Genomic DNA, 24,091 nt, shown 5'->3' on the forward strand with positions numbered 1-24,091 from the left:
CTTATGCCTCGTCCTTGAAGACGATATGCCATTCATCGCGTTTTGCGAGCATGTCTGCCGCTAATTTTTTGGCACCTTCGAAATCATGATGGTTCGCATTCCCACATTGAACAGGGTTTTGCGCAGGCAATTCCTCAGCGTTCATCGCATCACGCAACGTCGCTTCCACGAGGTCAAGCATTCGTTCGTAGTTCCCATCATTGAGCATTGTCCAATAGAAACCTGTCTGGCAACCCATCGGTGAGATATCGACAATGTCTTCGGAATGATTGCGACTGTTCTCGGCAATCAAATGCTCAAGTGAATGAACCGCGCGCATCGGCATGAGTCCTTCGTTCGGTTGAATGAAACGAATATCGTATTTATAAATCGTGTCAGCCGTCCCTTCTTTCACACCAGCTAAACGGACAAACGGCGCCTGTACTTTCGTATGATCCAAGTTAAAACTTTCAACATTATATGTTTTCATGAGTAATTCCTCCTCGTTATTTAGTGGCTATTACGAGCCAGACAAACTTGTTTTTCTGCGTCATCGTCACGTTGTATCCGTTCGCTTCTAACATGGAACGAATCGTTGACGTAAATGGATAGTATTCACGATTTAAATCTTCGACGAGGTCCGAGTACCCTTTCGCAGTCGCCCAATCGATGATGTCCTGACGAGCTGCTGGTGACTCAAACATCGTATCAAGCAACACGAACTTCGGGTGTTCCCAGTCTTCGACGTATCGACCAATGGCCGTGGCCTTTTCAGAATCTGTCAAGTGGTGAAAAGCATATGACGATACGATCGTATCTACATGTGATAACTTCGGATATCGGAGAAAATCACCTTCGAGTACTTCAATCCCCAACTTTTCAACAGCAATTTGTCGCATTTCCGGCGACGGTTCAATCGCAATCAACGGATGCCCTTTCAAGATCCGGCTACTCAAGTTCCCTGTTCCGACACCAAACTCAAGCACCGTTCCTTCGACGTGTAGGGCAACCTCATCGAGCATTTGCTCATATCCGATGAACACTTCGTGATATTGCTCATCATGCCCCTCGACCGTCGTATCATAATCCTTTGCCCAATCCTTAAAGATGTCCATGAATGGTAAGTTCATATCGCTACCCCAATCTTAATTCTTACTAATTTGATATGTTTTATTGGTATTTAACTTTAACGTTACATTAACAGGTTTTTTTATTCATTTCAAGTCATTCGCTAGATTCACGCATCATATGCAATTGGATATAGGTCTTATGTGTTAGGTCTTTAGTAATTGTCAGAACATTAAAATTTGTGCAAAAACACTTACCTGTTTTACAAATAAACCCACTCTTTTTCATCTGATTAGCGATATGATAATTCTCAATGTGAGTTTATGCTTTAAATTTTACAGGTACTAACAAATTTTAGGGGGTCTATACGTTGTCACGAAAAAAAATCTATTTAAACGCTTCACTCGCCACATGTATCGCCTTGTCACCTGCACTGATTCAAGCTGGAACAACCTCTGTTTCAGCAGAAGCTTCCGTTAAACCAAAACTGGTTATAGAGAAGAAACAGAAAAAAGTTCGGGTCGTCGTTGAGCTCGTCGGGGATCCTGCCATTGCCGAAGCCGCTCAAAAAGGAAAGAAATTTAATGAATTGTCGAAATCAGAGCAAAATAAGGCACAACAATCTGTTCAATCAGAACAAAAACGTGCCAAGTCCGCCTTGAAGAAACAAGGCGTAACGGCTACACCGATTGAAGAATTCACGACCGTCTTCAACGGTTTCTCTACATTCTTGTCTACAAGTGAAATCGCCAAAGTCGAAGCATTACCTGAAGTGGCGACCGTTCACATTGTCAACGAGTATGAGCGCCCAGAAGTCAAACCGGATATGATCACGAGTAATGGTATGGTTCAAGCCGAACAAACGTGGGGAGATTACGGATTTGCCGGAGAAGGTACTGTCGTCGCCGTCATCGATTCTGGAATCGACCCTGAGCACCGGGATTATAAGATCACAGACGCCAAGACGGCAGAGTTGACTCAATCTGAAGTCAATCAAGCCATCACATCGTTCGGTCTTCCAGGCGAATACGTGAACGAGAAAGTTCCATACGCATATAACTATTACGATGAGAACGATGACATCAAAGACGATTCACCTGGCGCTTCCATGCATGGACAACACGTTTCTGGAACGGTTGCCGCTAACGGTGATTTAGAAAACGGTGGAATCAAAGGGGTCGCACCGGAAGCACAAATTTTAGGTTTAAAAGTATTCAGTAACGATCCGAACTATGCATCTACATATGGAGACATCTATATCAAAGCGATTGATGATGCCATCAAACTCGGCGCCGACGTCATCAACATGAGTCTCGGTTCGACAGCCGGGTTCGTCGATGCCGATTCGCCAGAACAACAAGCCGTTCAACGTGCCGTCGATAACGGTATCTTCATGTCGATTTCTGCAGGGAACTCCGCATATTTTGGTCACGGATTCGACTTACCGACTGCTTCAAACCCAGATACGGGTGTCGTTGGGGCACCGAGTGTCAGTCAAGCATCGACATCGGTCGCTTCTCTTGAAAACGATCAAATTCAATTGGACGCATTCCGTGTCGGAGATGAAAAAATCGGATGGAAAAAACAAGACGGTCCTGCCTTCAAAGAAGGAACATACGACATCGTATATGTCGGAGACGGACAACCGGAGAATTATGAAGGAAAAGACGTAAAAGGAAAACTCGTCCTTGCTGTTCGCGACGGCGGTTACTTCTACTCGAAGATTCAAAAAACAGCTGAAGCACAAGGCGCAGCAGGTGTCATCGTACGTGGTGCGGTCGGGCATGGCGATTATGTCTCGATGGCTCTCGATCAACCTCAACTCCCAATGGCTTCACTTAGCATCCAGGATGGGAATGAACTGAAAGACAAGTTAGCAGAAGGTCCGCTTCAAGTGACGTTTGCCGGTGACCGAATCAGTGTCAACAACCGTTCAGCCGGTGCGATGTCTGATTTCACATCGTGGGGAGTTACACCGAACCTTGACTTCAAGCCGGAACTTTCTGCTCCAGGCGGACAAATTTTCTCTACGTTTAACGATAACCAATATGGATTGATGAGCGGAACGTCAATGGCAGCACCACACGTTGCCGGAGGAGCGGCACTCGTTCTCGAACGTGTAGACCGCGACTTCAAGTTGAATGGTAAAGCACGCGTCACGATGGCGAAAAACTTGTTACTCAACACATCTAAGCCTGTCACGGATATCGGACCATATAACCAGGAATTGAAACAGTCGCTTCCATACTCTCCTCGTCGTGCCGGAGCCGGTCTCATGCAATTGCATGCAGCCGTCACCTCGCCGGCTGTCGCCTATGAAAAGTCGACAAAAGAGGCGAAAGTCGCTTTGAAAGAGTTGTCGAAGAGCAAAGCATCCTTCACGGTCGTCGTCGAGAACATGTCGAACGAAGCGTTGACTTATGATGTGGCCGCATCGTTGCAAACAGACCTCGCTGTCAAAAACAAAGACGGTATCGTTCAAAATGCGATGGAAGCTCAAGCACTCGAGCAAGCCATCGTTAAAATCAACGGATCGAACACAAGTAAAGTCACGTTGAAAGCAAAACAGAAGAAAGAAATCACAGTTTCCATCGATGTCTCGAAAGCAAAAGTGTTGAACCCAGAAACGTTAGAAGGCACTGTATCTGCCAAATCTGTCTTTGAGAACGGCTACTTCGTCGACGGGTTCCTTCGTTTGACTGACCCAAGCGGCACAGACGGTCATCCATCTCTCGTCGTTCCATTCGTCGGTTTTGAAGGGGACTGGGGCAAAGCACCAATCTTTGACGAGACGATTTACGGAGAAGGAGCATTCTATGGCGTTTCTGGATTGGTCGATGCCGACGGAAACTACTTAGGTGAAAAGTTAGATGAATCTGTGGCTAGTGAGGCGGTTGCCATCTCTCCGGATGGAGACGGATCGAAAGATACGGCAACTCCAGTCTTCTCGCTATTACGTAACGCAAAAGATGTCAAATACCGGATTGTAGATGAGAAAGGAAACGTCCTTCGCACCCTCAAGATGGAAGACGAATTGAGAAAGAATTACTTCGATGGTGGAAGTGGCGATTATTACTATTACGCAGCGGATAACGCTTGGGATGGGCAATTAAATGGTAAGATGGCGCCTAAAGGCACATATTACTATGAGATTGAAGCAAGCATCGACTACATGAAGAAGCAAGCTCAAACGTTACGTATCCCTGTCAAAGTAGATTACACAGACCCGCGCTTCACGCTTCGTTGGAACGATAACGTGGCGAGCGTCAAGGCATCGGATGACTTTGCTGGAATCAACGGAATCGAGTTCCTCCTGAATGGAGAAGTGGTTGCAAAAGAAGCGAAGGATGCTGCAAACTTTACGCTTGAACAACCACTCGCCTCTACGGATCAGCTCTCGGTTCGTGTATCAGACAACGCGGGGAACGTGATCACTCGAAACGTATCGACAGAAAATGATGTGGCCAAGCCTGGCATCTTCGTAGATGCGCCACTCGCCTTCTCTCCTTACGGTTCATCGATCGTTCCGTTGATCGGTCAAGTCAAAGATGACTCTGAGATTGCATCGTTCACTGTGGACGGGGTCGAAGTACCGCTCACATACGACGCGACAGCGAAACAATATACGTTCAATACGACACGGACATTTAAAGACGGGTATCACAAAGTGCGCTTTGTCGCAGAAGACACAGCCGGAAACGTGACGAACTTCGTCCGCCCAGTCTTTGTCGACTCGACGAAAGCTAAATTGTCGGTGACAAATGTTCCGAAGAACGTATCGGCTAAACAGAATTCTGTAAAAGTGAAAGTTCAAGTAACGGATAACTTCGATGAGATCAAGCTTCGTGTCAACGGGGACTTGAAATGGAGCAATACGTTGAAAGAACCATACGCGATGCGTGCTTTCTCACGCACGGGGACGATCACACTTCCAGTGACAGCGAAAGGGAAGAATACCTTCACATTCGAAGTGACCGACCTTGGCGGAAACGTCACGAAGAAAGTGATTACAATCAACAAAAAATAAAATGAAAAACGGATGACCTCGATCGGGTCATCCGTTTTCATATGATCTGTTCAGTTCAAGCGCGAAAGAGATTGCAGATAATGCATAAAGCGGCGCCGTCTCAGACCGAAGAATTCGTGGTCCAAATGCACATGCAGTCGCTCCTGCCTGAGTCCATTGATTGATTTCGTTCACATCGAATCCACCTTCAGGTCCCGTGATGACGAGAACGCGTTGTTTCGGTTTCAGTTGAGTCAACAGTTGCGCGAAAGCAGACTGTTCCCCTTCTTTTGCCGACTCTTCATATGCGATGACGACGGCATCATAGCCATCTATTTTCTGTTGGAGCTCTTTCGGAGAAATATATGTGCAAGTCGGTACCACGGCACGATAGGATTGTTCAGCCGCTTCTTGCATAATCTTTTGAATCCGCTCCACTTTTTTCGGAGCTTTTTTTCCATCCCATTTGGCAACAGAGCGCGTCGATTCGAACAGCAACAGATGGTGGACGCCAAGCTCCGTCGCTTTTTGGGCGACGAGCTCGACTTTGTCTCCTTTCGGTAGTGCATACGCCAAAGTCACCTCGATCGGCAATTCCGTCGTCGCCTGGCGCGATGACATGACTTTCGCTTCCCCGCTCTTTTTCTCAAGTGATGTCACGACACAGGCATACTCAACACCTGTACCATCCAATAGGACCATCTCATATCCAGGACCTTGTCGTAAGACTGTACCGATGTGATGGACCACGTCGGAAGGAAGGGTCACCGTTTCGCCTTTAAAGGCTTCTTTTGTCAAAAAATAACGTTGCATAACTTACCCCTTCTTGGCGATAATCGCGACCCAATCTTCCATCACGCGCGTCTCTTCGATCTCAAATCCAGCAGCGACCAAAGCATTCGTCACTTCAGCCCGCTTCTCTCCGATAATTCCAGAGGTGATGAAGCGACCACCTGACTTCGTACGTGCATAGGCGTCTTCGATGAACAGGAGAATGACGTCAGCGAGAATGTTCGCCACGACTAAATCATACTCCCCTTCCACACCTTTCAGAAGATCACCTGTGTCCACTTGAACGAGTTCGCCCACTCCGTTCGTCTCAACGTTTTGACGAGCCGATTCAACGGCGACTGAATCCAAATCTAGCGCCTTCACGCTTGCTGCTCCGAGTTTCGCAGCAGCAATCGACAATACGCCCGATCCTGTACCGACATCAATGACATGGTCACCTTCCCGGATGTAGTTCTCAATCGCTTGAATGCATAGCATTGTCGTCGGATGCGTTCCTGTGCCGAACGCCATACCTGGGTCAAGCAAAATCACATTCTCTTCCGGCTGCGGTGTGTACTCTTCCCATAAAGGAACAATGGTAAGCTGTTGCGAAATTTTCACCGGCTTATAATACTGCTTCCAAGAGTGAGCCCAGTCCTCTTCATCGATTTCAGCGACCGTGACGTCTCCTGACCCGATATCGAGCATCGTGCGTAGTCGTTCGATTTCTTTTTTCAGATTTGAAAGTAAATCTTGAAAATCTCCCGAGGCCGGGACATACGCTTTGACGTGTACGCCAGAAGTTGGATACGTCTCACGATCCGAAACGTCCCAAATCTCCCCGAAATGGTCCTCCGCCATCATTCTATCGAAATCTTCCACGTCCTCGATGACGACACCTTGTGCCCCCACTTCGTGTAGTAAATTGGATACCGCTTCTACCGCAAGTTGTGTCGTGTGGACACAAATTTCAGACCATTTCATCGTTCGTACACACTCCTTTTAGTGACTAAAGAACTTTTTCATTTTTTGGAACATGCCATGTTCCTCTTCGACACCGGACTCTCCGCTAATTTCTTCAAATTCACGAAGCAACTCTTTTTGACGGTCTGTCATGTTCTTCGGCGTCATCACGATGACACTGACATACTGGTCACCATTTGCGCCACCACGAACGCTCGGCATCCCTTTACCGCGTAAACGGAATTTTGAACCGGTTTGTGTCCCTGCAGGCACTTTCAAGCTCACATTCCCGTGAACTGTCGGTACTTCGATTTCCGCACCGAGAGCAGCCTGGGCGAATGTGATCGGCATATCCATTGCGATATGTTGGTCGACACGTTCAAAGATCTCATGTGCTCTGACACGAACGACGACGTACAAGTCCCCTGCTGGTCCACCGTTCACGCCTGGACCACCTTTACCTGAGAGACGGATCTGTTGACCGTTATCGATACCGGCTGGGATTTTGACCTCGACGGTTTGTTTCTTCTTCACATGACCTGAGCCATGGCACGTCGGACATTTTTCTTTAATCGTCTTACCACTTCCATGACACTGGCTACATGGACGTTGGTTGACCATACGACCGAGAATCGTGTTCTGTTCGACCGTCTCGACGCCGCTACCGCCACATCGATTACACGTTTCCGGTTTCGTGCCCGGTTTTGCGCCACTTCCCATACACGTGTCACATTCCACTTCGATTTCGAGTTCAATCGTCTCCGTTTTCCCAGTGACACTTTCCATGAAGTCAAGATCGACGACGTACTGGTAATCTTCACCGCGACGTGGTGCGTTCGGATCTTGACGGCGTCCACCGCCTCCGAAGAACATGTCGAAGATATCTCCGAAGCCGCCTTGGAAGTCACCGCCTCCTCCGAACTGATTGGCCCCTTCGAAACCGAATCGGTCATACTGGGCCCGTTTCTGTTCGTCTGAGAGTACTTCGTACGCTTCACCAATCTCTTTGAACTTGTCAGCAGCATCTGCTTCTTGGTTGATGTCCGGGTGATATTGACGGGCTAACTTTCGGTATGCCCGCTTGATGTCTTGTGCCGAGGCCGACTTGTCGAGCCCGAGCACTTCATAATAATCTCGTTTCGCCACTATTCTCGCTCCTATCCTCACTAACTACGTATCGATTTTACCGATTCTACCTTAACATGGAAAGAGCCAAAGCAGAAACCTGCTTTGGCGCTCTCCTTTACAACGGCTGTTTATTTACGGTCGTCGAGATCCTCAAACTCTGCGTCCACGACATTATCGTCTTGTTTCGCTTCCGCTTGTGGTTCTGCGCCTTCAGCACCTTGCTGTTCAGCCATTTTAGCATATACTTTTTGCGTCAACTCTTGAACGACAGCTGACAATTCGTCTTTGGCTGTACGGATCGCCTCAAGGTCTGAACCTTCGAGAGCAGTTTTCGCTTTTTCTTTCGCAGCTTCTGCTTTTTCTTTGTCCGCCTCTTCTACTTGCTCACCAAGGTCTTTAATCGCCTTGTCTGTCGCGAAGACGAGTTGGTCTGTTTCGTTGCGAAGTTCTGCTTCTTCTTTACGTTTGTTATCTGCTTCTGCGTTTGCTTCGGCTTCTTTCACCATGCGCTCGATTTCCGCCTCATCGATACCTGAAGAAGATTGGATTGTGATCGATTGTTCTTTGTTCGTACCGAGATCTTTTGCCGATACGTGAACGATTCCGTTTGCATCGATATCGAATTTAACTTCGATTTGTGGTACACCACGTGGTGCTGGTGGAATATCCGTCAATTGGAAGCGACCAAGTGTCTTGTTGTCTGGTGCCATCGGACGTTCCCCTTGAAGAACGTGGATGTCAACAGCAGGCTGGTTATCGGCTGCAGTCGAGAACACTTGTGATTTCGATGTTGGGATTGTCGTGTTGCGATCGATGAGTTTCGTCATCACGCCACCCATTGTCTCGATACCGAGTGAGAGTGGAGTCACGTCGAGAAGAACGACGTCTTTCACGTCTCCGGCAAGAACTCCACCTTGAATTGCTGCACCAAGTGCAACAACTTCATCCGGGTTTACCCCTTTGAATGGCTCTTTCTTCGTGAAGTCGTGGATTGCTTTTTGAACAGCAGGGATACGTGTCGAACCACCGACGAGAATGATCTTGTCGAGGTCAGATGGTGTGAGTCCTGCGTCTTTCAAGGCACGGCGCGTCGGTTCCATTGTGCGTTCGACAAGGTCAGCCGTCAATTCTTCAAATTTCGCACGTGTGAGTGTCATCTCCAAGTGGAGCGGACCTGCTTCACCTGCTGTGATGAACGGAAGGCTGATATGTGCGCTTGTGACACCTGAAAGGTCTTTCTTCGCTTTTTCAGCAGCATCTTTCAAACGTTGAAGTGCCATCTTGTCTTTGCCGAGGTCGATGCCGTTCTCTTTTTTGAATTCTGCAACGAGGTAGTCGATGACTTTTTGGTCGAAGTCATCTCCACCGAGACGGTTGTCACCAGCTGTAGCGACAACTTCGAATACACCGTCACCAAGTTCAAGAATCGAAACGTCGAACGTACCGCCACCGAGGTCATAGATCAAAATCGTGTGGTCTTCGCCTTTATCTAAACCGTAAGCGAGTGCCGCAGCTGTTGGCTCGTTGATGATCCGTTTGACATCAAGGCCAGCAATCTTACCAGCATCTTTTGTCGCTTGACGCTCCGCGTCGTTGAAGTATGCAGGAACTGTGATGACGGCTTCCGTGACTGATTCACCGAGGTAGTCTTCAGCATCTTTCTTCAACTTCTGCAAAATGATTGCCGAGATTTCTTGTGGTGTGAATTTCTTGCCGTCTACGTCTACTGTGTGTGACGTTCCCATGTGACGTTTGATTGATTGGATCGTATTCGGGTTCGTGATAGCCTGACGTTTTGCGACCTCACCGACTTGACGCTCTTCTCCTTTGAATGCGACAACAGAAGGAGTCGTACGGTTACCTTCTGCGTTTGAGATGACGACTGCTTCGCCACCTTCCATTACTGCCACACATGAGTTTGTAGTCCCTAAGTCAATACCGATAATTTTACCCATCGTTTATTCCTCCGTCTCGTTAAGTAGTTTTATTCTGCGACTTTTACCATGCTCGGGCGAATGACTCGACCATGCATCGTATATCCTTTTTGAAGCTCCATCGTCACGATACCTGACTCGAACTCATCGCTCGGTTCTTGCATGACTGCTTGATGGAAATTCGGGTCGAACGGCTGTCCGACTGCTTCAATCACTTCGACTTGCTCAGCATTTAATACGTCAAGTAGTTGACGATGAATCATGTCTACTCCCGATTGAATCTGCTTCGCATCTTCCGAAGTTGCGTTTACTTGAAGTGCACGCTCAAAGTTGTCAATGAGCGGAATCAATTTTTCAATGACAGACTGTGAAGCAAACTTGACGCGTTTGGCATTCTCTTCGTTCGTCCGACGACGGAAGTTGTCAAAGTCGGCACGAATGCGGAGCTCGCTCGCTTTCAACGCTTCGATTTCTTTTTGTAAGTCCGTCCCCTCAGAACTTTCTTCCACAATCTCAGCATTTAAAACCTCATCTTCATTTGATTCAGTTGACTCATTCTCTTCTGTTTGTGCCGAGTCTACAGATTTTTCTTCAAGCACGTCATCTTGCTCATGCCCGTTTTGGTGATCTGCTGTCATAGTAAAACTCCTTTCCGTCACTCATCTAGTTTCGTTCGTCGCAACGCTTCGATAATTTGTCCCATCATTTGGACACCATGACGGTAATTCATACGCGTTGGACCAATCATAGCGATTGTTCCGAATGTTTTTCCGTCTAGTGTATAATCCGAGGTGATGACACTACAATTTTGAAGGGCGACAATTCCGTTCTCGCTCCCAATGCTCACATAAATCTCACGATTTGGCAACGATTCGAGCCAGTGCGTCAATCGTTCTTGCTCATCAATCCATTCTAGGAATGGGCGTAACGTGTCGAGCGTCTGAAACTCGGGTTGATTGAAGATCTTCTTCTTGCCCCCGAGATAAAGCGAAGACGGCGTTTGGATTCCGACCGTCGATTGAATCAGTTGCATCATGTTCTCGTACTGCTGTCGCTGAGCGAGTTGCAATTTGGCAACTTCCTCCCCAATCCGGATTTTCAATTGTCCGATTGGCGTTCCGACAAGGCGGTCGTTCAACAGTCGAATCGTTTCCTCGATGACGTCAGGAGCGACCCGCGATTCAAACATGACGGTACGATGCTCGACATGACCTTGATCCGTGACGATGAGAACAACACCACGCCGCTCATCTAATGGCATAAAGTCCACACGGGCCAACGTTTCCATTTGGCTGTTCGGACCGAGGGCGACCGTCGTATAATTGGTCAAATCAGAAAGGAGATCTGCAGCTTGTCGAATCAGGATCTCAGACTCTTTTGAAGATTGTTTCAAACGTTCTTCTAGTCGACCTGTCTCCCGTTCGTCGATGATCTGCTTCTCGACGAGGTGGTCCACGTAATATCGATAGCCGACCTCTGACGGGATGCGACCTGCAGAAGTATGCGGTTTTTCAATCAGCCCCATGTCTTCCAAATCGGCCATATCATTCCGAATCGTTGCTGAACTAAACGTCAAATCGTCTCGTTTCGACAATGTTCGAGAACCGACCGGCTGAGCCGTCTGAATGTAATCGTCAATGATGGCTCGAAGAATGAGCAATTGTCGATCTGTCAGCACAACATCACTCCTCTCTGAAAAGGTTACCCCGCTTTATTAGCACTCATATTTAACGAGTGCTAATCACACTTCAAATATTATCATGTTCTCACTATTTGTCAATTCATACACTCGGATTTTTTCACCTTTTTTCACGATAGCAAACCTACGAAATGAAAATAAAAGCCCATTTCGGTAGAATAGATGATGAGGTGATTAAATGTTTACAACAAAACAATTTAATGTATTTAAACAGGATGGACTCGACGAACGAATGTCTGGCATCCGTTCGGATATTCAACCGCTCTTCCATCGGATTTATGACGAGGTCGGGCCAGAGCTTGAGGCTGATGTCGGTATCCCTCTTTATTTGCATGTGGCGAAGCACGCTCGTCGGACGGTGAACCCACCGAAAGATACGTGGATGGCGATTTGTCACGACAAACGTGGGTACAAAAAACATCCGCACTTACAAGTTGGACTTTTCGACGATCGCGTCTTCATCTGGCTAGCGTTCATCTATGAGATGCCGAACAAGGACGCCATCGCGAAACACCTGCAACAAATCGATTTGAAATCAACATTCCCTGATTTCCATATCGCGGGCGACCATATGAAAAAAGAAGCGTTACTTGTTGAAGATACGTCAACTGAAGACATTCAATCGCTACTTGAGCGATTCGGCACTGTGAAAAAGGCTGATTTCTTGATCGGCCGTCAACTTCCTGCCGATGCGTCGATTCTTCAAAATGAAGACGCATTTCTCGCGTTGGTCGAAGACACGTTCGGTCGGCTTACACCGCTCTATCGTGATCTCGTCTTGTAATATAAGAAAATGGACAAATCCTCACGAGGGACTTGTCCATTTTTTTATGAATCAGCATGTTCAAGTTTTGCTTCTCCAATAAAGGCTGCAAAGGCTTCATTGGCGAGTGGCAAACCGGATGCCGTTAGACGGATATGTGTGTCCGTCCGTTCAATCAGTGACTTCTTCACCAACTCTTCGATGACGTGACCGAACACATCATCGAGCGACACTCCGTACTTTTGTTCAAACGTCTGAAGCGAGACCCCGGAACGCATACGCAGGCCGAGGAACAACTCTTCTTCCATCTTTTCCACTTCTTCTAGTTCGGTCACCCGTTTCACAGGGATGCCTTCTGCTTTAATATAGTGAGGAATTGGAGCGATATTGGCGCGACGTGTCCCATTCAAATAACTATGCGCTCCGGCTCCGAATCCATAATACTCTTCATTGCGCCAGTACACTTGATTGTGACGACTCTCTCGACCAGGCAAGCCATAGTTGGAGATTTCATATTGTTTGAGACCATGGCGTTCAAGCGTCTCCATCACTTTCAAGTACATTTCGACTTCGACATCTTCCCCCGGTAAACGGAGCTTCCCTTTTCGATCTTGAATCGCAAAGACGGTATGCGGCTCGAGGATCAACGAATAAGAGGATACATGTTGAATCGGTAATTGGAGCGCTAGCGCTAAATCACGGTCAATTTGTTCAAGGGTTTGTTCCGGAAGACCGAACATCAGGTCAATCGAGATATTGTCAAAGCGTTTTGCCGCTTCGCTTACCGTCTCGAACACATCATCCGCCCGATGCGTCCGCCCGATGCGCTCAAGTCCACCATCATCAAACGTCTGGACACCGAAACTAAGTCGGTTGACGCCACCTGCTTTCATCGTGTCGAGTTTTTCCGCACTCACAAAGTTCGGGTTCGCTTCGACAGAATACTCTAAGTCGTCTGACGCGAGTGGCAGAAGGTGTTGGCGGACCATGTCCATCAGGCGCGCCATCTGCTCCTCATTGAGCGCAGTCGGTGTCCCGCCTCCGATAAAGATGGTATCAATCCGCTCTGTCGGAAACGCCTCGAGCGTCAATACCATCTCTCGTTTTAATGCATCTAAATAATCATCAACAGGTTGATTTTTTAAAAACACCTTGTTGAAATCACAGTAATAACAAATATGTTCACAAAATGGAATGTGAAGATATACGGCTTTAGCCAATTTCGGCCACCCCTTTCTTCTCATTCCATTTATAACGCTTTTCGTCTGTTCTTTCCAGCCTGCGCCATCAATCGAATCGATGAATGAATAATCCACTCTTCAATTTCGGCTCGAACCAGGTCGATTTTGGAGGCATCTGACCACCGTCATCCGCCACGCGCATCAGTTGTGTCATCGTCGTTTCGTGACAGGTGAAAAGCAATCGGTCCGGCACCTGAGTCAGCTTCTCTAATTCAACGACCGTCTTGTTTCCACCGACAAAATCGACTCTCGCATCCGTACGGATATCTTCAACGTTGAAGTATGGCGTAAGCATATCTCGCTGTAAGATGGTAACGTCGAGCGCCGGGTCTTCTTGCCGTTTCGTCAACTTATAATACTTCCCTCGATAGGCGACTCCGAAGACGCCATGTTCATTCGGCAGGACAAGACGTTCCTCTTCCTTGATCATGTATGAAAACGAGAGTCCGTCTAACATATTCTCTACCTCTTCAGGACTTATCGCTGTCAGCACGCGATGATACGGCAAGATTGTCAATTCGTCACTCGGGAAGAGGACACCTAAGAAGTGTGAACGTTCATTCTTTTGAGAACGATCCCCACTCATCCCGGAAACGACCGCTGCCGCTTTCGCACGATGATGTCCATCCGCAATGTAGATCGACGGGATGGTCGCGCCAATCATCATGACACGAGCGAGTTCACGGTTCGGAATCATGAATCCTTCATGCATGACGCCTCGTTCATCCGTGAACGAGAATAACGGGTCTCCGTCAGTCGCTTTATGTAAGATTTGCTTCAAGTTTGCATGTGGAGGATGACTGAGTAGAATCGGACCGGTGTGCGCTCGCGTCGCCCGGACATGCTCGACACGTTCCCGCTCCTTCGTTTCCCGTGTATGTTCGTGAATCTTGATGCGACCGGCTTCATAATCCGCGACTGAAAAGGTGGCGACTAGACCCGTTTGCTGACGTTGTCCCGATGTCAATCGATAGATGTAAAATCCGTTCGGACGTTCCGTCAATTCCTTTTCATAGAGACGTTCTAGCTCATGACGCGCCAGCTCCCCCCACTTCTCAAGGGAAAGGTCGGATTGAAGCGCTTCTGGCTTATCCACTGCTAAAAAGGAATCGGGATTTTCTGAAATGACGGCTTGCGCTTCTTCAATCGATACGACATCATACGGGTCTGCGGCGACACGTTCCGGATGCGTTGGCATATAAGGGCTGAACGGTTTAAATACGACCATAAGGATCCTCCTTAAAATTCCCGGACGCGAATGACGCCCTGTATTTCATACAGCGCATGAATCGATAACGGTTCATGCTCGCTGTTGTCTAAATCAATCAACGTATACGCCATCTCCCCGCGGCTACGATTGACCATGTTATCGATATTCAATCCATGTGAGGCAAGTTCTCCCGTGATTTGACCGACCATGTTCGGGACGTTTCGATGCAAAATCCCAAGACGGCGTTTACCCGTGTATGGAAGCTCGACGTTCGGAAAATTAGCGGACGAACGAATATTCCCTGTCTCGAGATACAATTTCAGCGTCTCCACGGCTTGAATGGCACAGTTGACTTCCGATTCTTTAGTCGATGCACCGAGGTGAGGCAATGCCATGACTTGCGGATGACCGATCAGCGTGTGACGGGGGAAGTCGGTCACATACAGTCCCACATGATGATGGAATGCCTTTAGTAAGTCATCATCTTTCACGAGCTCTCCTCGCGCAAAGTTCAAAACAGTCATCCCCGGTTTCATCCGCTCAAACCAACTCCGGTCGATGCTGAATCGAGTCTCCTCAGTCAAAGGCATATGGATCGACAGTAAATCAACGTTGCCCAGTACTTCACTTAAATGTTTGGCACGCGTGACATGTTTCGAAATATTCCAAGCGGCATCAACCGAGAGATGAGGGTCGTATCCGATGACATCGACCCCGAGTTGGAGAAGATCGTTGGCTAGCGACGCACCGATGGCTCCTAGACCGATAATCCCCACTTTTTTACCCCGCAACTCCGCTCCGAGGAATTGTCGTTTTTGCAATTCCATCGCTTCTTCTAATTGAGATTGCGATGCGGTAGTCTGTTCATTCACCCAATTGAAACCTTTCACAATAGGTCGTACTGAGAGGATCATACTCGCAAGGACGAGCTCTTTCACCGCATTCGCATTCGCGCCAGGTGTATGAAACGCGACGATTCCTCGTTTCGCAAGTTGATCGAGCGGAAGGTTGTTGACACCGGCCCCAGCTCTGGCGATGGCGAGAAGATAGGGAGGGATGTCCTCTTCATGGACTTGATGACTTCTCAGTACCCAAGCATCGGCTTGATCCGATGCATTGATGACGTACTCGCTTGGCTCGAATCGTTTCAGACCAGCGGCAGCGATTTGATTAAATGTTTTGATGTGATACATGGGTCTCCTCCTCGAATGCTCTCATGACGTCGACGAGGCGTTCTGCCCCTTCTAGCGGCATCGCATTATATAGACTTGCACGTAAGCCCCCTACCGAACGATGTCCACCGAGTTCGAGCAAGCCACGTTCTAACGCGTATCGCTCAAAGCGCTGATCCAGCTCTTGATTTCCCGTTGAAAATGGGATGTTCGTCAATGAACGACGTTCCCCCGTTACAATTGGAGAAAAACAGGTCGACTCTTCAAGATAGGAATAGATTCTGTCACTTTTTTGACGATTCAATCGTTCCATCGCTTCGACGCCTCCGCAGTCTTCCACCCACTTCAATACACGCTCGGCTGCATACATACTAAACGTCGACGGTGTATTGAATAACGTATCGACATGTGATGCATATTGAAGATAACTCGGCAACTGAAGCGACTGAATCAAATCTCGACGGATGATGACGACCGTCAGTCCTGCAGGTCCAATATTCTTCTGGGCTCCGGCATAGATCACCCCGAAGCGCTCCACATCGATCTGCTCGGCTAGAATATTCGAGGAAGCATCTGCAATCAACGGAACATCGATTTCAGGGATATGTGTAAATCGAGTCCCTTCAATCGTGTTGTTCAGTGTCACATGGAGATAGTCCACCTCTTGGACAAGGCTCGATTCAAACGACATCCCTCCCGTCGCATCTACCAACGGATGAATGACATCGACCTCTCCAAAGTGTTTCGCATCTTCCATCGCTTTTTTAGACCAAATGCCTGTATCCACATAAGCGAATCGATTCTGTTTCCGTAAATTCATCGGAATCATGGAAAATTGTAACGTCGCCCCGCCCTGTAGCCAAAGTACGGCATAATTCTCAGGGATATGCATGAGTCTTCTCAGTCTCCATTCAAGAGAGTCGACCACACGTTGGAAAGACGCGGAGCGATGACTCGTTTCGATAATCGAAACGCCTTCATATTCAAACGTCAGAAGATGTTGTTGAATCTCTTGCATCACTTCTGTCGGTAGCATGCCGGGACCCGCAGAGTATGTATACGTCGACACGGTGTTTCCTCCTCTATAGTCTGTCTAAGGGTGTACTCTTCCTTATAGGAAGTGGCATTTCCTGCCTAAAATACAAAATCGCCCTGATTCGAAAATCAGGGCGATTCAATCTCATTATTCTTCGTCCATGGAGAGGACAGACATAAACGCTTCTTGCGGGACTTCGACGGACCCGACCATCTTCATGCGCTTCTTACCTTCTTTTTGTTTCTCGAGGAGTTTCCGTTTACGTGAAATATCTCCTCCGTAACATTTAGCCAAAACGTTTTTACGAAGTGCTTTAATCGTAGAACGTGCGACGATTTTGGTTCCGACAGCCGCTTGGACTGGAACTTCGAACTGCATCCGTGGAATGAGTGCCTTAAGCTTCTCAACAATGACCTTCCCACGCTCGTACGCGAAGTCACGGTGAACGATGAAGCTGAGGGCATCGACGACTTCGTTATTGAGCAAGATATCCATCTTCACGAGGCGCGATTGACGGTAGCCGATCAACTCATAATCGAGAGACGCATAGCCTTTCGTGCTCGATTTCAACTGATCGAAGAAATCATAGACGATTTCACTGAGCGGGATCTCATACGTGATTTTGACGCGAGTCGTATCGATGTATTGCATATCGATGAACGTTCCGCGTTTCTTCTGGCAAAGTTCCATGATGGCACCCACGTAGTCGTTTGGTGTCATGACAGCCGCCTTGACGTATGGCTCTTCGATTGAATCGACTTTTTGTTGCTCTGGCATCTTCGATGGGTTATCGACGTGAATCACTTCGCCTGAAGTCGTCGTCACGTGATAAATTACCGATGGTGCCGTCGTAATCAAGTCGATGTTAAACTCACGTTCAATCCGCTCTTGAATGATTTCCATATGAAGCATGCCGAGGAATCCACAACGGAAACCAAAACCGAGCGCTTGCGATGTCTCTGGTTCAAACTCGAGCGCGGCATCCGAGAGCTGAAGCTTCTCAAGTGCCTCGCGAAGATCGTTGTACTTAGCCGCATCAATCGGATACAAACCACAGTACACCATCGGGTTCATCTTGCGATAACCAGGTAGCTGACTCGTTGCCGGGTTTTTAGCAAGTGTGATCGTATCCCCGACGCGAACATCTCCGACTGTTTTAATGGATGCAGAAAGCGTACCAACGTCTCCGACGTTCAATTCTTTAACAGAGATCGGTTTTGGCGTCGAGACACCGAGGTCCGTCACTTCGAACGTCTTGCCGGTCGCCATCATTTGAACTTTGTCTCCTACTTTGACTGAACCGTTCACGATACGAATCGATGCGACGACACCGCGGTAGGCATCATAGTACGAGTCAAAAATCAAAGCTTGCAATGGTTCAGACGGGTCCCCTGTCGGCGGAGGGACAAGTTCCACGATTTGTTCGAGAATCTCTTCAATCCCGATTCCCGCTTTTGCAGAAGTCGGGACCGCATCACTCGCATCGAGTCCGATGACGTCTTCAATCTCTTGACGGACCCGCTCGACATCCGCTGACGGCAAGTCGATTTTATTGATGACCGGAATGATTTCAAGGTCGTTATCGAGTGCTAAATAAACGTTCGCAAGGGTTTGCGCTTCAATTCCTTGCGCTGCATCGACGACGAGAATCGCACCTTCACATGCCGCAAGCGAACGTGACACTTCATATGTGAAGTCGACGTGTCCTGGCGTGTCGATCAAGTGAAGAATATACTCTTCTCCGTCTTTCGCCGTATAGTTCAATTTGACGGCGTTCAATTTGATTGTAATTCCACGCTCGCGCTCCAAGTCCATCGCGTCAAGCGTCTGCTCTTTCATCTCACGAGCCGTGAGTGCACCAGTCTTCTCAAGAATCCGGTCAGCGAGCGTCGACTTTCCATGATCGATGTGCGCGATGATGGAAAAGTTGCGAATCTTCTTCTGACGATTCTCTAATTCTTGTTTGTTCATATATGGGTTCACCTATCCTTCTCATGCATACCGTGTCATTATATCAAAATCCTAAAGTAATGTGTACGACCTACTACAACAATACCACAGATAGTTTTCAGAATAATCATCAAGTGGTTGCTTTTCATATAACCGTTTGCTACAATTGTGCTTGTTCTGTTGAATGATTACTTGAAGTAATAAGAACATACACTTTCTTGTTTCAGGAGGTGACAAACAATGGCAAACATCAAATCAGCAATCAAACGTGCAAAAACTTCTGAAAAACGTCGTGTTGCGAACTCACAAGAGAAAGCGGCAATGCGTACAGCAGTAAAACGTGTTGATGCTCTCGTACTCGAAGGAAACAAAGAAGCTGCTCAAGAAGCTTTCGTTCTCGCTACGAAGAAGCTCGACAAGGCTGCATCAAAAGGTCTTATCCACAAAAACAAAGCAGGTCGTGATAAATCACGCCTCGCAGCTCGTATCGCTGCTCTCTAATTAGAGATCACACGAAACAGCCGCCTCCTATTCGGAGCCGGCTGTTTTTTTGTATACCATGACGTAGTGTGGGCCAATCCCAGGGATGTCGAACGGCTCCCCGATTCGTGTAAGTCCATTTCGCTCATAGAAACGGACAGCCACTTCTCTCGCATTGCACCACCATGAACTCCCTAGCTCATCATGGAGTACCTGTAAAAATCGAGAGCCGATTCCTTGTCCCGAAACATGAGGATCCGTCGCCATGCCACGGAGTTGGAGCGGAATCTTCACACCCTCGATTTGTTTCGGGGACAGCATGACTGTTGCGACCGACAGCACTTGATCGCCTTCAACCCAAGCGAAGTGTCGCGTCGTCGGCGCCTCATCCCCTTCAAAATAGCATGTCTCAACGTCTTTTCCTGGTCTGAGCACAACATGACGGAGTGGAATCACGTCTTGAAGCGTCACTTGTTTGAATCCCATTCCCTCACCTCACAATAAGGCCAGTTGACAAACGAGCGTATCGAATACGATCTGTTTGTCACCTCGTCCTGTTTTCATGGCTTCGTCCGCGTCTGCAATCAATGTCAACGCACGTGCGAGCTGAGCCTCTGAAAAGCCGCGACTCGCTTGTGTCGCCAATTTGATTGTGTACGGGTGGGCCCCGATTTTCGATGCGATTTGCTTCTCTCCATAGCCTGCCTCTGTCAACTGTTTCGACAGGTACATGTTCCGATATTGCCGAGCAAGCAACCCGAGTAGCCCAATCAGTTCTTGCCCTTGTTTTTCTAAATCCCGAACCAATCGAAGCGCTGCATCAGCTTGTCGTTTGACGAGAAGCTCCGAGAGCTGAAAGACGTTATCTTCTAATGTACGTGGAACTAAATCATTCACAATCTCAATCGGAATCGTCGCACCCGTTCCCGCGTACAACTGTAGCTTCTCTAGTTCGCGAACCAACTTTCCCCAATCATCCTGACATAGGAATAAAAGACGCTCCATCGTAGAGCGCTCCATCTTTTGTTGTTCACGACTCAATGCATCGTTCACGTATCGCATCAGTTCGTTTTGGCTCGGCTTTTTCGCTTCGAGGACGATGGCACGCTCTTTCAGACGCTTCACGATTTTCTTCCGCTCATCGAGTTTTTCTGACTCGACGATCAAGACAAGAACCGAGTAGGTCGCCGGTTGCACGACATATTCCGCCAGACGGTCGACATTGTGCTTTTGCTTCTCTTTCGCACCCGTTAAGAACTGGGCATTTTTCACGATAACCGTGCGATATTCACTAAAGAAAGGGACCGTCTCCGCTTCATCAAGCGCCGTATCGAGTGACGTCTCTTGAAGATCTAATTGCATGACATCAAATTGATCACCGGATGGATTGGCCGCTTTCACGATTTCACGTTCCCACGTCTCTAACAAATATTTTTCGGTGCCATGGAGAACATAGACGCTCGCCAGTTTTCCATTATGTAACCACGGTTCATTCAAAACACACACCACTTTCACAATTTATTCTCATCTAAACATAGATTATCTTCCCATGATTCGCTATACTTATAAAGGAAGTATGATAAGGAGGGACCTAATATGCAAATCAACTCAGTACGCCCACCGAGTGAAAACCCGTTTGAAAATGACGTTCAATGCAAACGTAATGACGCCATCGACTCTGCGATCGGCTTCATCGTCCCATTTGGCTTTTTCTTCACGATTTTCTTCATCGGTGTCATCATCAAGTTCTTAAGTCTATAAGTGTTCAAACGATTGCCCCGGGGGAGCAATCGTTTTTTAGTGTATCACATTTTATGCCGTGCTACTCGATGATCCCCCGACACATGTTCTCTTCACAGACAATCATCCCGTTCAAATCGGTTCGTAATAGACGTTTCCCCACAACCCGTCGTAACGTCTCCTCGTGCGGATGTCCATACCGATTGTTCGAACCGACACTCGCAATGACCCATTCTGGATCGATTCGCTCAAGCAGCTCTTCTCCCGACGACGTATCGGATCCGTGATGCCCTAGTTTAAATACGTCGACGTCAAGCGTCGGTAACTCGGCTTCTCCTTCTATCGGCAAATCTCCTGTCAATAGATACCGCATGCCACCTACGTTCATGTACAGGCTGATCGAATGATCATTTTCATCTTCGTGTGGGCGATTCGGTGCCACAATCCACATCCATGGCGTCGGCCAATCGTCTGCCTCGAGATAATGGACCGATACATCATTGGCCGCTGCTAAGTGTAGCAGTTCTTCTCGTTTTTCAGCATTCGCCACTTCTTTTGATATCCAAAGCTCTTCCACCGTCACTACCTTCAATAATCCCTCTAATCCGCCGATGTGGTCATGATCCGCATGGGTCAACAGGACAAAATCAAGCGAACGCTCCCCACGTTTCCATAAATAAGGGGCCAGTACATCTTCCCCCGGGTCAAATGTGCTTCGCTTTTGCTCGTTTGGATCTTGAAATACGCCCCCTACATCAATGACACCAATCGTTCTTCCCGATTCTACGACGATTGCATCACCTTGCCCGACATCCAAAAAGGTCACCCGGGAGGATTCCGACCATTCTGACCATCCCGCAATCAACCCACATGTCATGATAGCCGCCCCCCATCCGATCCATCGTTTTCGATTCATCAGCGTCAAGCTCCCCCATAACCCTAGCCACAATGCGATTTGCGACGGCAACGCCAGATCGTGCAACGGAAGCCAAGGTCGTAAATCATCGTGGAGAGTGAACATTCCATGAATCGCGTCCAAGACAACCATGAACAACGGGGCAATCGAAGGAATCATCCATGTGACAAATGCGAGTGGCATGATGATCCATGAGATACAGATGGCCATCACGAGATTCCATATCGGTGCCGCGACGGATAGAACCGGTTGTACTTGCCATAGTACAATCAGCCCAAACAGCTGTGCGATAACGGACAACTCGATTAGTCCTGTCCAGATTTGTCTCGTGACTAACAAAAAGAAGGTCATCCCGACCGTCAATTGGAAACCCAGATTCGTGAGAAGGAACGGTTGAACGGCCAACATGCCCGCCGCACACCAACTCAAGAGCCGAATCGGGTCTCGAATCGTCACACCGAAAAGAGAGAGAAAGAGGATCGCATCTGCGACGACGACAGCTCTTGCGACAGGTGGGGAAAAACCAGTCATCCATCCGAACATCGTAATACTAAAGATCATCAGTACCGTCTTCGTTTCACGTCGAATAGGGATCGGCTGCAACAATATGCGCATGGCCACGATCAACATAGCAATATGCGAACCGGAAATCACAAGAAGATGAAGAAGGCCCGTCACACGATAAGAAAATGAGGTCTGTTCGTCTAGCATTCGACTCTCTCCGAACAACAATGCCTCCATATATAATGCGACATCCGCACGATGACGATGCTCAATTTGCTGAAGTTTTCGCTCTTTCCAACGTAGCATCCGACCGTCCCACCCTGCCGTCGGACGACACGTGTCGATTCGCTTCACCTTCCCTTTAAAGGATACGTTTGAACTCCGTGCCCAAGCCCGTTCATCAAATCCCCCGGTGTTTCGTAACGGTTGAAACGCCTCTATTTCGATTTGCACGAGGCACGTCTCTCCTGGTCGTCCGCGATTTAGTTCGCGTCCTCGTAAGACGCCCTGAAGATTGTCTACGTTCCCGTATAGTCTTACCGATTTCCCATTCTCTTTTCGATTTTCGATTGAGAAGGCAATCGTGTCTGACGGTAACGATTCTGTAGGGGTCGTATGGAACGATGCGATACAGATGAGTCCAATCACTCCGGCTTTCGCATACAGGCCTTGCCCACGTCGTGTGACCAGATAAAAGACACTAGCGACCACAGAGACCAAATAGAATCCTTCTGTCAGACCAGTTACAATGAGTACCGCAAATAATGGAAACAGCGGCATCTTAAGGTACCAATAAATATGGCTTCATACTTTCTAATGTCTTTTCGCCGAACCCCTTCACATCACCTAGCGCTTCATATGTTTTAAATGGACCGTTCGCTTTCAGATGATTTAAAATCGCCTCGGCTTTGGCTGGACCAATTCCTGGAACCGTCATCAGTTCCTCTTTCGTCGCACTGTTGACATGAACACCGTTTGTTTCGACCTCGGTACTCGGTGAGTCTTGCGAAATCGGTGTTTCTCCTTTTTTCGGCACGATGATTTTGACTCCATCAACTAACAACTGTGCTAAGTTCAACTGCTCTGGGTCAGCTTCATCTGTCAGGACTGCCAAAGAGAGCACATCGCCCACTCTCGCCCCTTCTGGTACGGTATATAAGTTCGGAGATTCAACCGCACCTGTCACATACACAACGAGCTCCATACGTTCTGGGGACGTGGTCGGCGTGACCTCATTAGGTTCCATGACGAATTCGTCCACCATTCGTTGCTCCGGTTCCTTTTGATAAAACAAATAGCCCACTCCTAAAAAAAGAACGACTAGGAGACCGATGACGAGTTGTTTCCATCTTTCCAAGCGGATCACCACCCTGTTCGACTGTTACGTTCAGTATGGCGAATCATGTGTTTCTAAACACGTCTCGTTCTTCCCCACAATCTTGACTTTAGGAAATGATTTGTTTGCATGTTCCATATCGCACTCGTACATGTAACGATATTCATCGACACAATTTCTATGAACAGGTTATAG

General features: G+C 47.9%; 21 protein-coding genes. 4 read left to right on the forward strand and 17 right to left on the reverse strand.

The genetic code is table 11. The features are described from left to right. Position 1: 1 nt before the first annotated feature. Both EAT1B_RS03045 and EAT1B_RS03050 read right to left on the reverse strand, forming a co-directional pair. On the reverse strand, positions 2-469 hold the full coding sequence (locus EAT1B_RS03045; RefSeq protein ID WP_012726660.1) for an S-ribosylhomocysteine lyase: 468 nt from the start codon (positions 467-469) through the stop codon (positions 2-4). Positions 470-485: 16 nt separating this feature from the next. Continuing rightward, positions 486-1,109 (reverse strand): class I SAM-dependent methyltransferase, encoded by a 624-nt coding sequence (locus EAT1B_RS03050; RefSeq protein ID WP_012726661.1) that lies wholly within the window; start codon positions 1,107-1,109, stop codon positions 486-488. 308 nt (positions 1,110-1,417) lie between these two features. On the opposite strand from EAT1B_RS03050, the gene EAT1B_RS03055 reads away from it, so the two are divergent. Next, a complete protein-coding gene (locus tag EAT1B_RS03055) occupies positions 1,418-5,074 on the forward strand; it encodes a S8 family serine peptidase (RefSeq protein WP_012726662.1) in 3,657 nt (1,218 codons plus the stop codon). 27 nt (positions 5,075-5,101) lie between these two features. On the opposite strand, the gene EAT1B_RS03060 is transcribed toward EAT1B_RS03055, so the two are convergent. The 6 genes from EAT1B_RS03060 to hrcA form a co-directional block, all read right to left on the reverse strand. Next, on the reverse strand, positions 5,102-5,866 hold the full coding sequence (locus EAT1B_RS03060) for a 16S rRNA (uracil(1498)-N(3))-methyltransferase (protein WP_012726663.1): 765 nt from the start codon (positions 5,864-5,866) through the stop codon (positions 5,102-5,104). A 3-nt stretch (positions 5,867-5,869) separates the two neighbouring features. After that, positions 5,870-6,808: a 50S ribosomal protein L11 methyltransferase gene (gene prmA / locus EAT1B_RS03065; protein WP_012726664.1), complete on the reverse strand. Its 939-nt coding sequence runs from the start codon at positions 6,806-6,808 to the stop codon at positions 5,870-5,872. 18 nt (positions 6,809-6,826) lie between these two features. After that, the gene (gene dnaJ / locus EAT1B_RS03070; protein ID WP_012726665.1) at positions 6,827-7,933 is read right to left on the reverse strand and encodes a molecular chaperone DnaJ; all 1,107 of its coding nucleotides are present in this window, start codon (positions 7,931-7,933) and stop codon (positions 6,827-6,829) included. 110 nt (positions 7,934-8,043) lie between these two features. After that, entirely contained in the window at positions 8,044-9,870 is a 1,827-nt protein-coding gene (gene dnaK, locus EAT1B_RS03075; protein WP_012726666.1) for a molecular chaperone DnaK, read from the reverse strand. A 29-nt stretch (positions 9,871-9,899) separates the two neighbouring features. After that, complete coding sequence (gene grpE, locus EAT1B_RS03080; protein ID WP_012726667.1) at positions 9,900-10,487, reverse strand: nucleotide exchange factor GrpE; 588 nt, start codon at positions 10,485-10,487, stop codon at positions 9,900-9,902. A gap of 17 nt (positions 10,488-10,504) precedes the next feature. Further along, on the reverse strand, positions 10,505-11,527 hold the full coding sequence (gene hrcA, locus EAT1B_RS03085; RefSeq protein ID WP_012726668.1) for a heat-inducible transcriptional repressor HrcA: 1,023 nt from the start codon (positions 11,525-11,527) through the stop codon (positions 10,505-10,507). 199 nt (positions 11,528-11,726) lie between these two features. Here hrcA and EAT1B_RS03090 point away from each other — a divergent pair, with 199 nt between their 5' ends. After that, positions 11,727-12,332 (forward strand): DUF1054 domain-containing protein, encoded by a 606-nt coding sequence (locus tag EAT1B_RS03090; protein ID WP_012726669.1) that lies wholly within the window; start codon positions 11,727-11,729, stop codon positions 12,330-12,332. Positions 12,333-12,376: 44 nt separating this feature from the next. Here EAT1B_RS03090 and hemW read toward each other — a convergent pair whose 3' ends face one another. From hemW to lepA, 5 genes are all read right to left on the reverse strand, one after another. After that, positions 12,377-13,531 (reverse strand): radical SAM family heme chaperone HemW, encoded by a 1,155-nt coding sequence (gene hemW / locus EAT1B_RS03095; protein ID WP_012726670.1) that lies wholly within the window; start codon positions 13,529-13,531, stop codon positions 12,377-12,379. Positions 13,532-13,598: 67 nt separating this feature from the next. Continuing rightward, complete coding sequence (locus tag EAT1B_RS03100; RefSeq protein WP_012726671.1) at positions 13,599-14,780, reverse strand: DUF1015 domain-containing protein; 1,182 nt, start codon at positions 14,778-14,780, stop codon at positions 13,599-13,601. 11 nt (positions 14,781-14,791) lie between these two features. Continuing rightward, positions 14,792-15,955, reverse strand: a complete 1,164-nt coding sequence (locus EAT1B_RS03105) for a phosphoglycerate dehydrogenase (protein ID WP_012726672.1) — start codon at positions 15,953-15,955, stop codon at positions 14,792-14,794. Beyond that, positions 15,933-17,003, reverse strand: a complete 1,071-nt coding sequence (gene serC, locus EAT1B_RS03110) for a 3-phosphoserine/phosphohydroxythreonine transaminase (RefSeq protein ID WP_012726673.1) — start codon at positions 17,001-17,003, stop codon at positions 15,933-15,935. The genes EAT1B_RS03105 and serC overlap by 23 nt, the downstream gene beginning before the upstream one ends. A 114-nt stretch (positions 17,004-17,117) precedes the next feature. Next, on the reverse strand, positions 17,118-18,941 hold the full coding sequence (lepA, locus tag EAT1B_RS03115; RefSeq protein ID WP_012726674.1) for a translation elongation factor 4: 1,824 nt from the start codon (positions 18,939-18,941) through the stop codon (positions 17,118-17,120). 219 nt (positions 18,942-19,160) lie between these two features. Here lepA and rpsT point away from each other — a divergent pair, with 219 nt between their 5' ends. Further along, positions 19,161-19,421 carry a 30S ribosomal protein S20 gene (gene rpsT, locus EAT1B_RS03120; RefSeq protein ID WP_012726675.1) on the forward strand — a complete coding sequence of 87 codons (261 nt, stop codon included), beginning with the start codon at positions 19,161-19,163 and terminating at the stop codon, positions 19,419-19,421. A 27-nt stretch (positions 19,422-19,448) separates the two neighbouring features. On the opposite strand, the gene EAT1B_RS03125 is transcribed toward rpsT, so the two are convergent. Continuing rightward, positions 19,449-19,886, reverse strand: a complete 438-nt coding sequence (locus EAT1B_RS03125) for a GNAT family N-acetyltransferase (protein WP_012726676.1) — start codon at positions 19,884-19,886, stop codon at positions 19,449-19,451. Positions 19,887-19,895: 9 nt separating this feature from the next. Continuing rightward, positions 19,896-20,906 (reverse strand): DNA polymerase III subunit delta, encoded by a 1,011-nt coding sequence (holA, locus tag EAT1B_RS03130; protein ID WP_237708269.1) that lies wholly within the window; start codon positions 20,904-20,906, stop codon positions 19,896-19,898. 90 nt (positions 20,907-20,996) lie between these two features. Here holA and EAT1B_RS15735 point away from each other — a divergent pair, with 90 nt between their 5' ends. Then, positions 20,997-21,161, forward strand: a complete 165-nt coding sequence (locus tag EAT1B_RS15735) for a YqzM family protein (RefSeq protein WP_012726678.1) — start codon at positions 20,997-20,999, stop codon at positions 21,159-21,161. A 61-nt stretch (positions 21,162-21,222) separates the two neighbouring features. Here the strand turns inward: EAT1B_RS15735 and EAT1B_RS03140 are convergent, their stop codons facing one another. Further along, positions 21,223-23,340 carry a DNA internalization-related competence protein ComEC/Rec2 gene (locus EAT1B_RS03140; protein ID WP_012726679.1) on the reverse strand — a complete coding sequence of 706 codons (2,118 nt, stop codon included), beginning with the start codon at positions 23,338-23,340 and terminating at the stop codon, positions 21,223-21,225. Position 23,341: 1 nt separating this feature from the next. Continuing rightward, on the reverse strand, positions 23,342-23,917 hold the full coding sequence (locus EAT1B_RS03145; RefSeq protein WP_012726680.1) for a helix-hairpin-helix domain-containing protein: 576 nt from the start codon (positions 23,915-23,917) through the stop codon (positions 23,342-23,344). Positions 23,918-24,091: the final 174 nt, after the last annotated feature.

Source organism: Exiguobacterium sp. AT1b (assembly GCF_000023045.1).
In the GTDB taxonomy this organism is placed as follows: domain Bacteria; phylum Bacillota; class Bacilli; order Exiguobacteriales; family Exiguobacteriaceae; genus Exiguobacterium.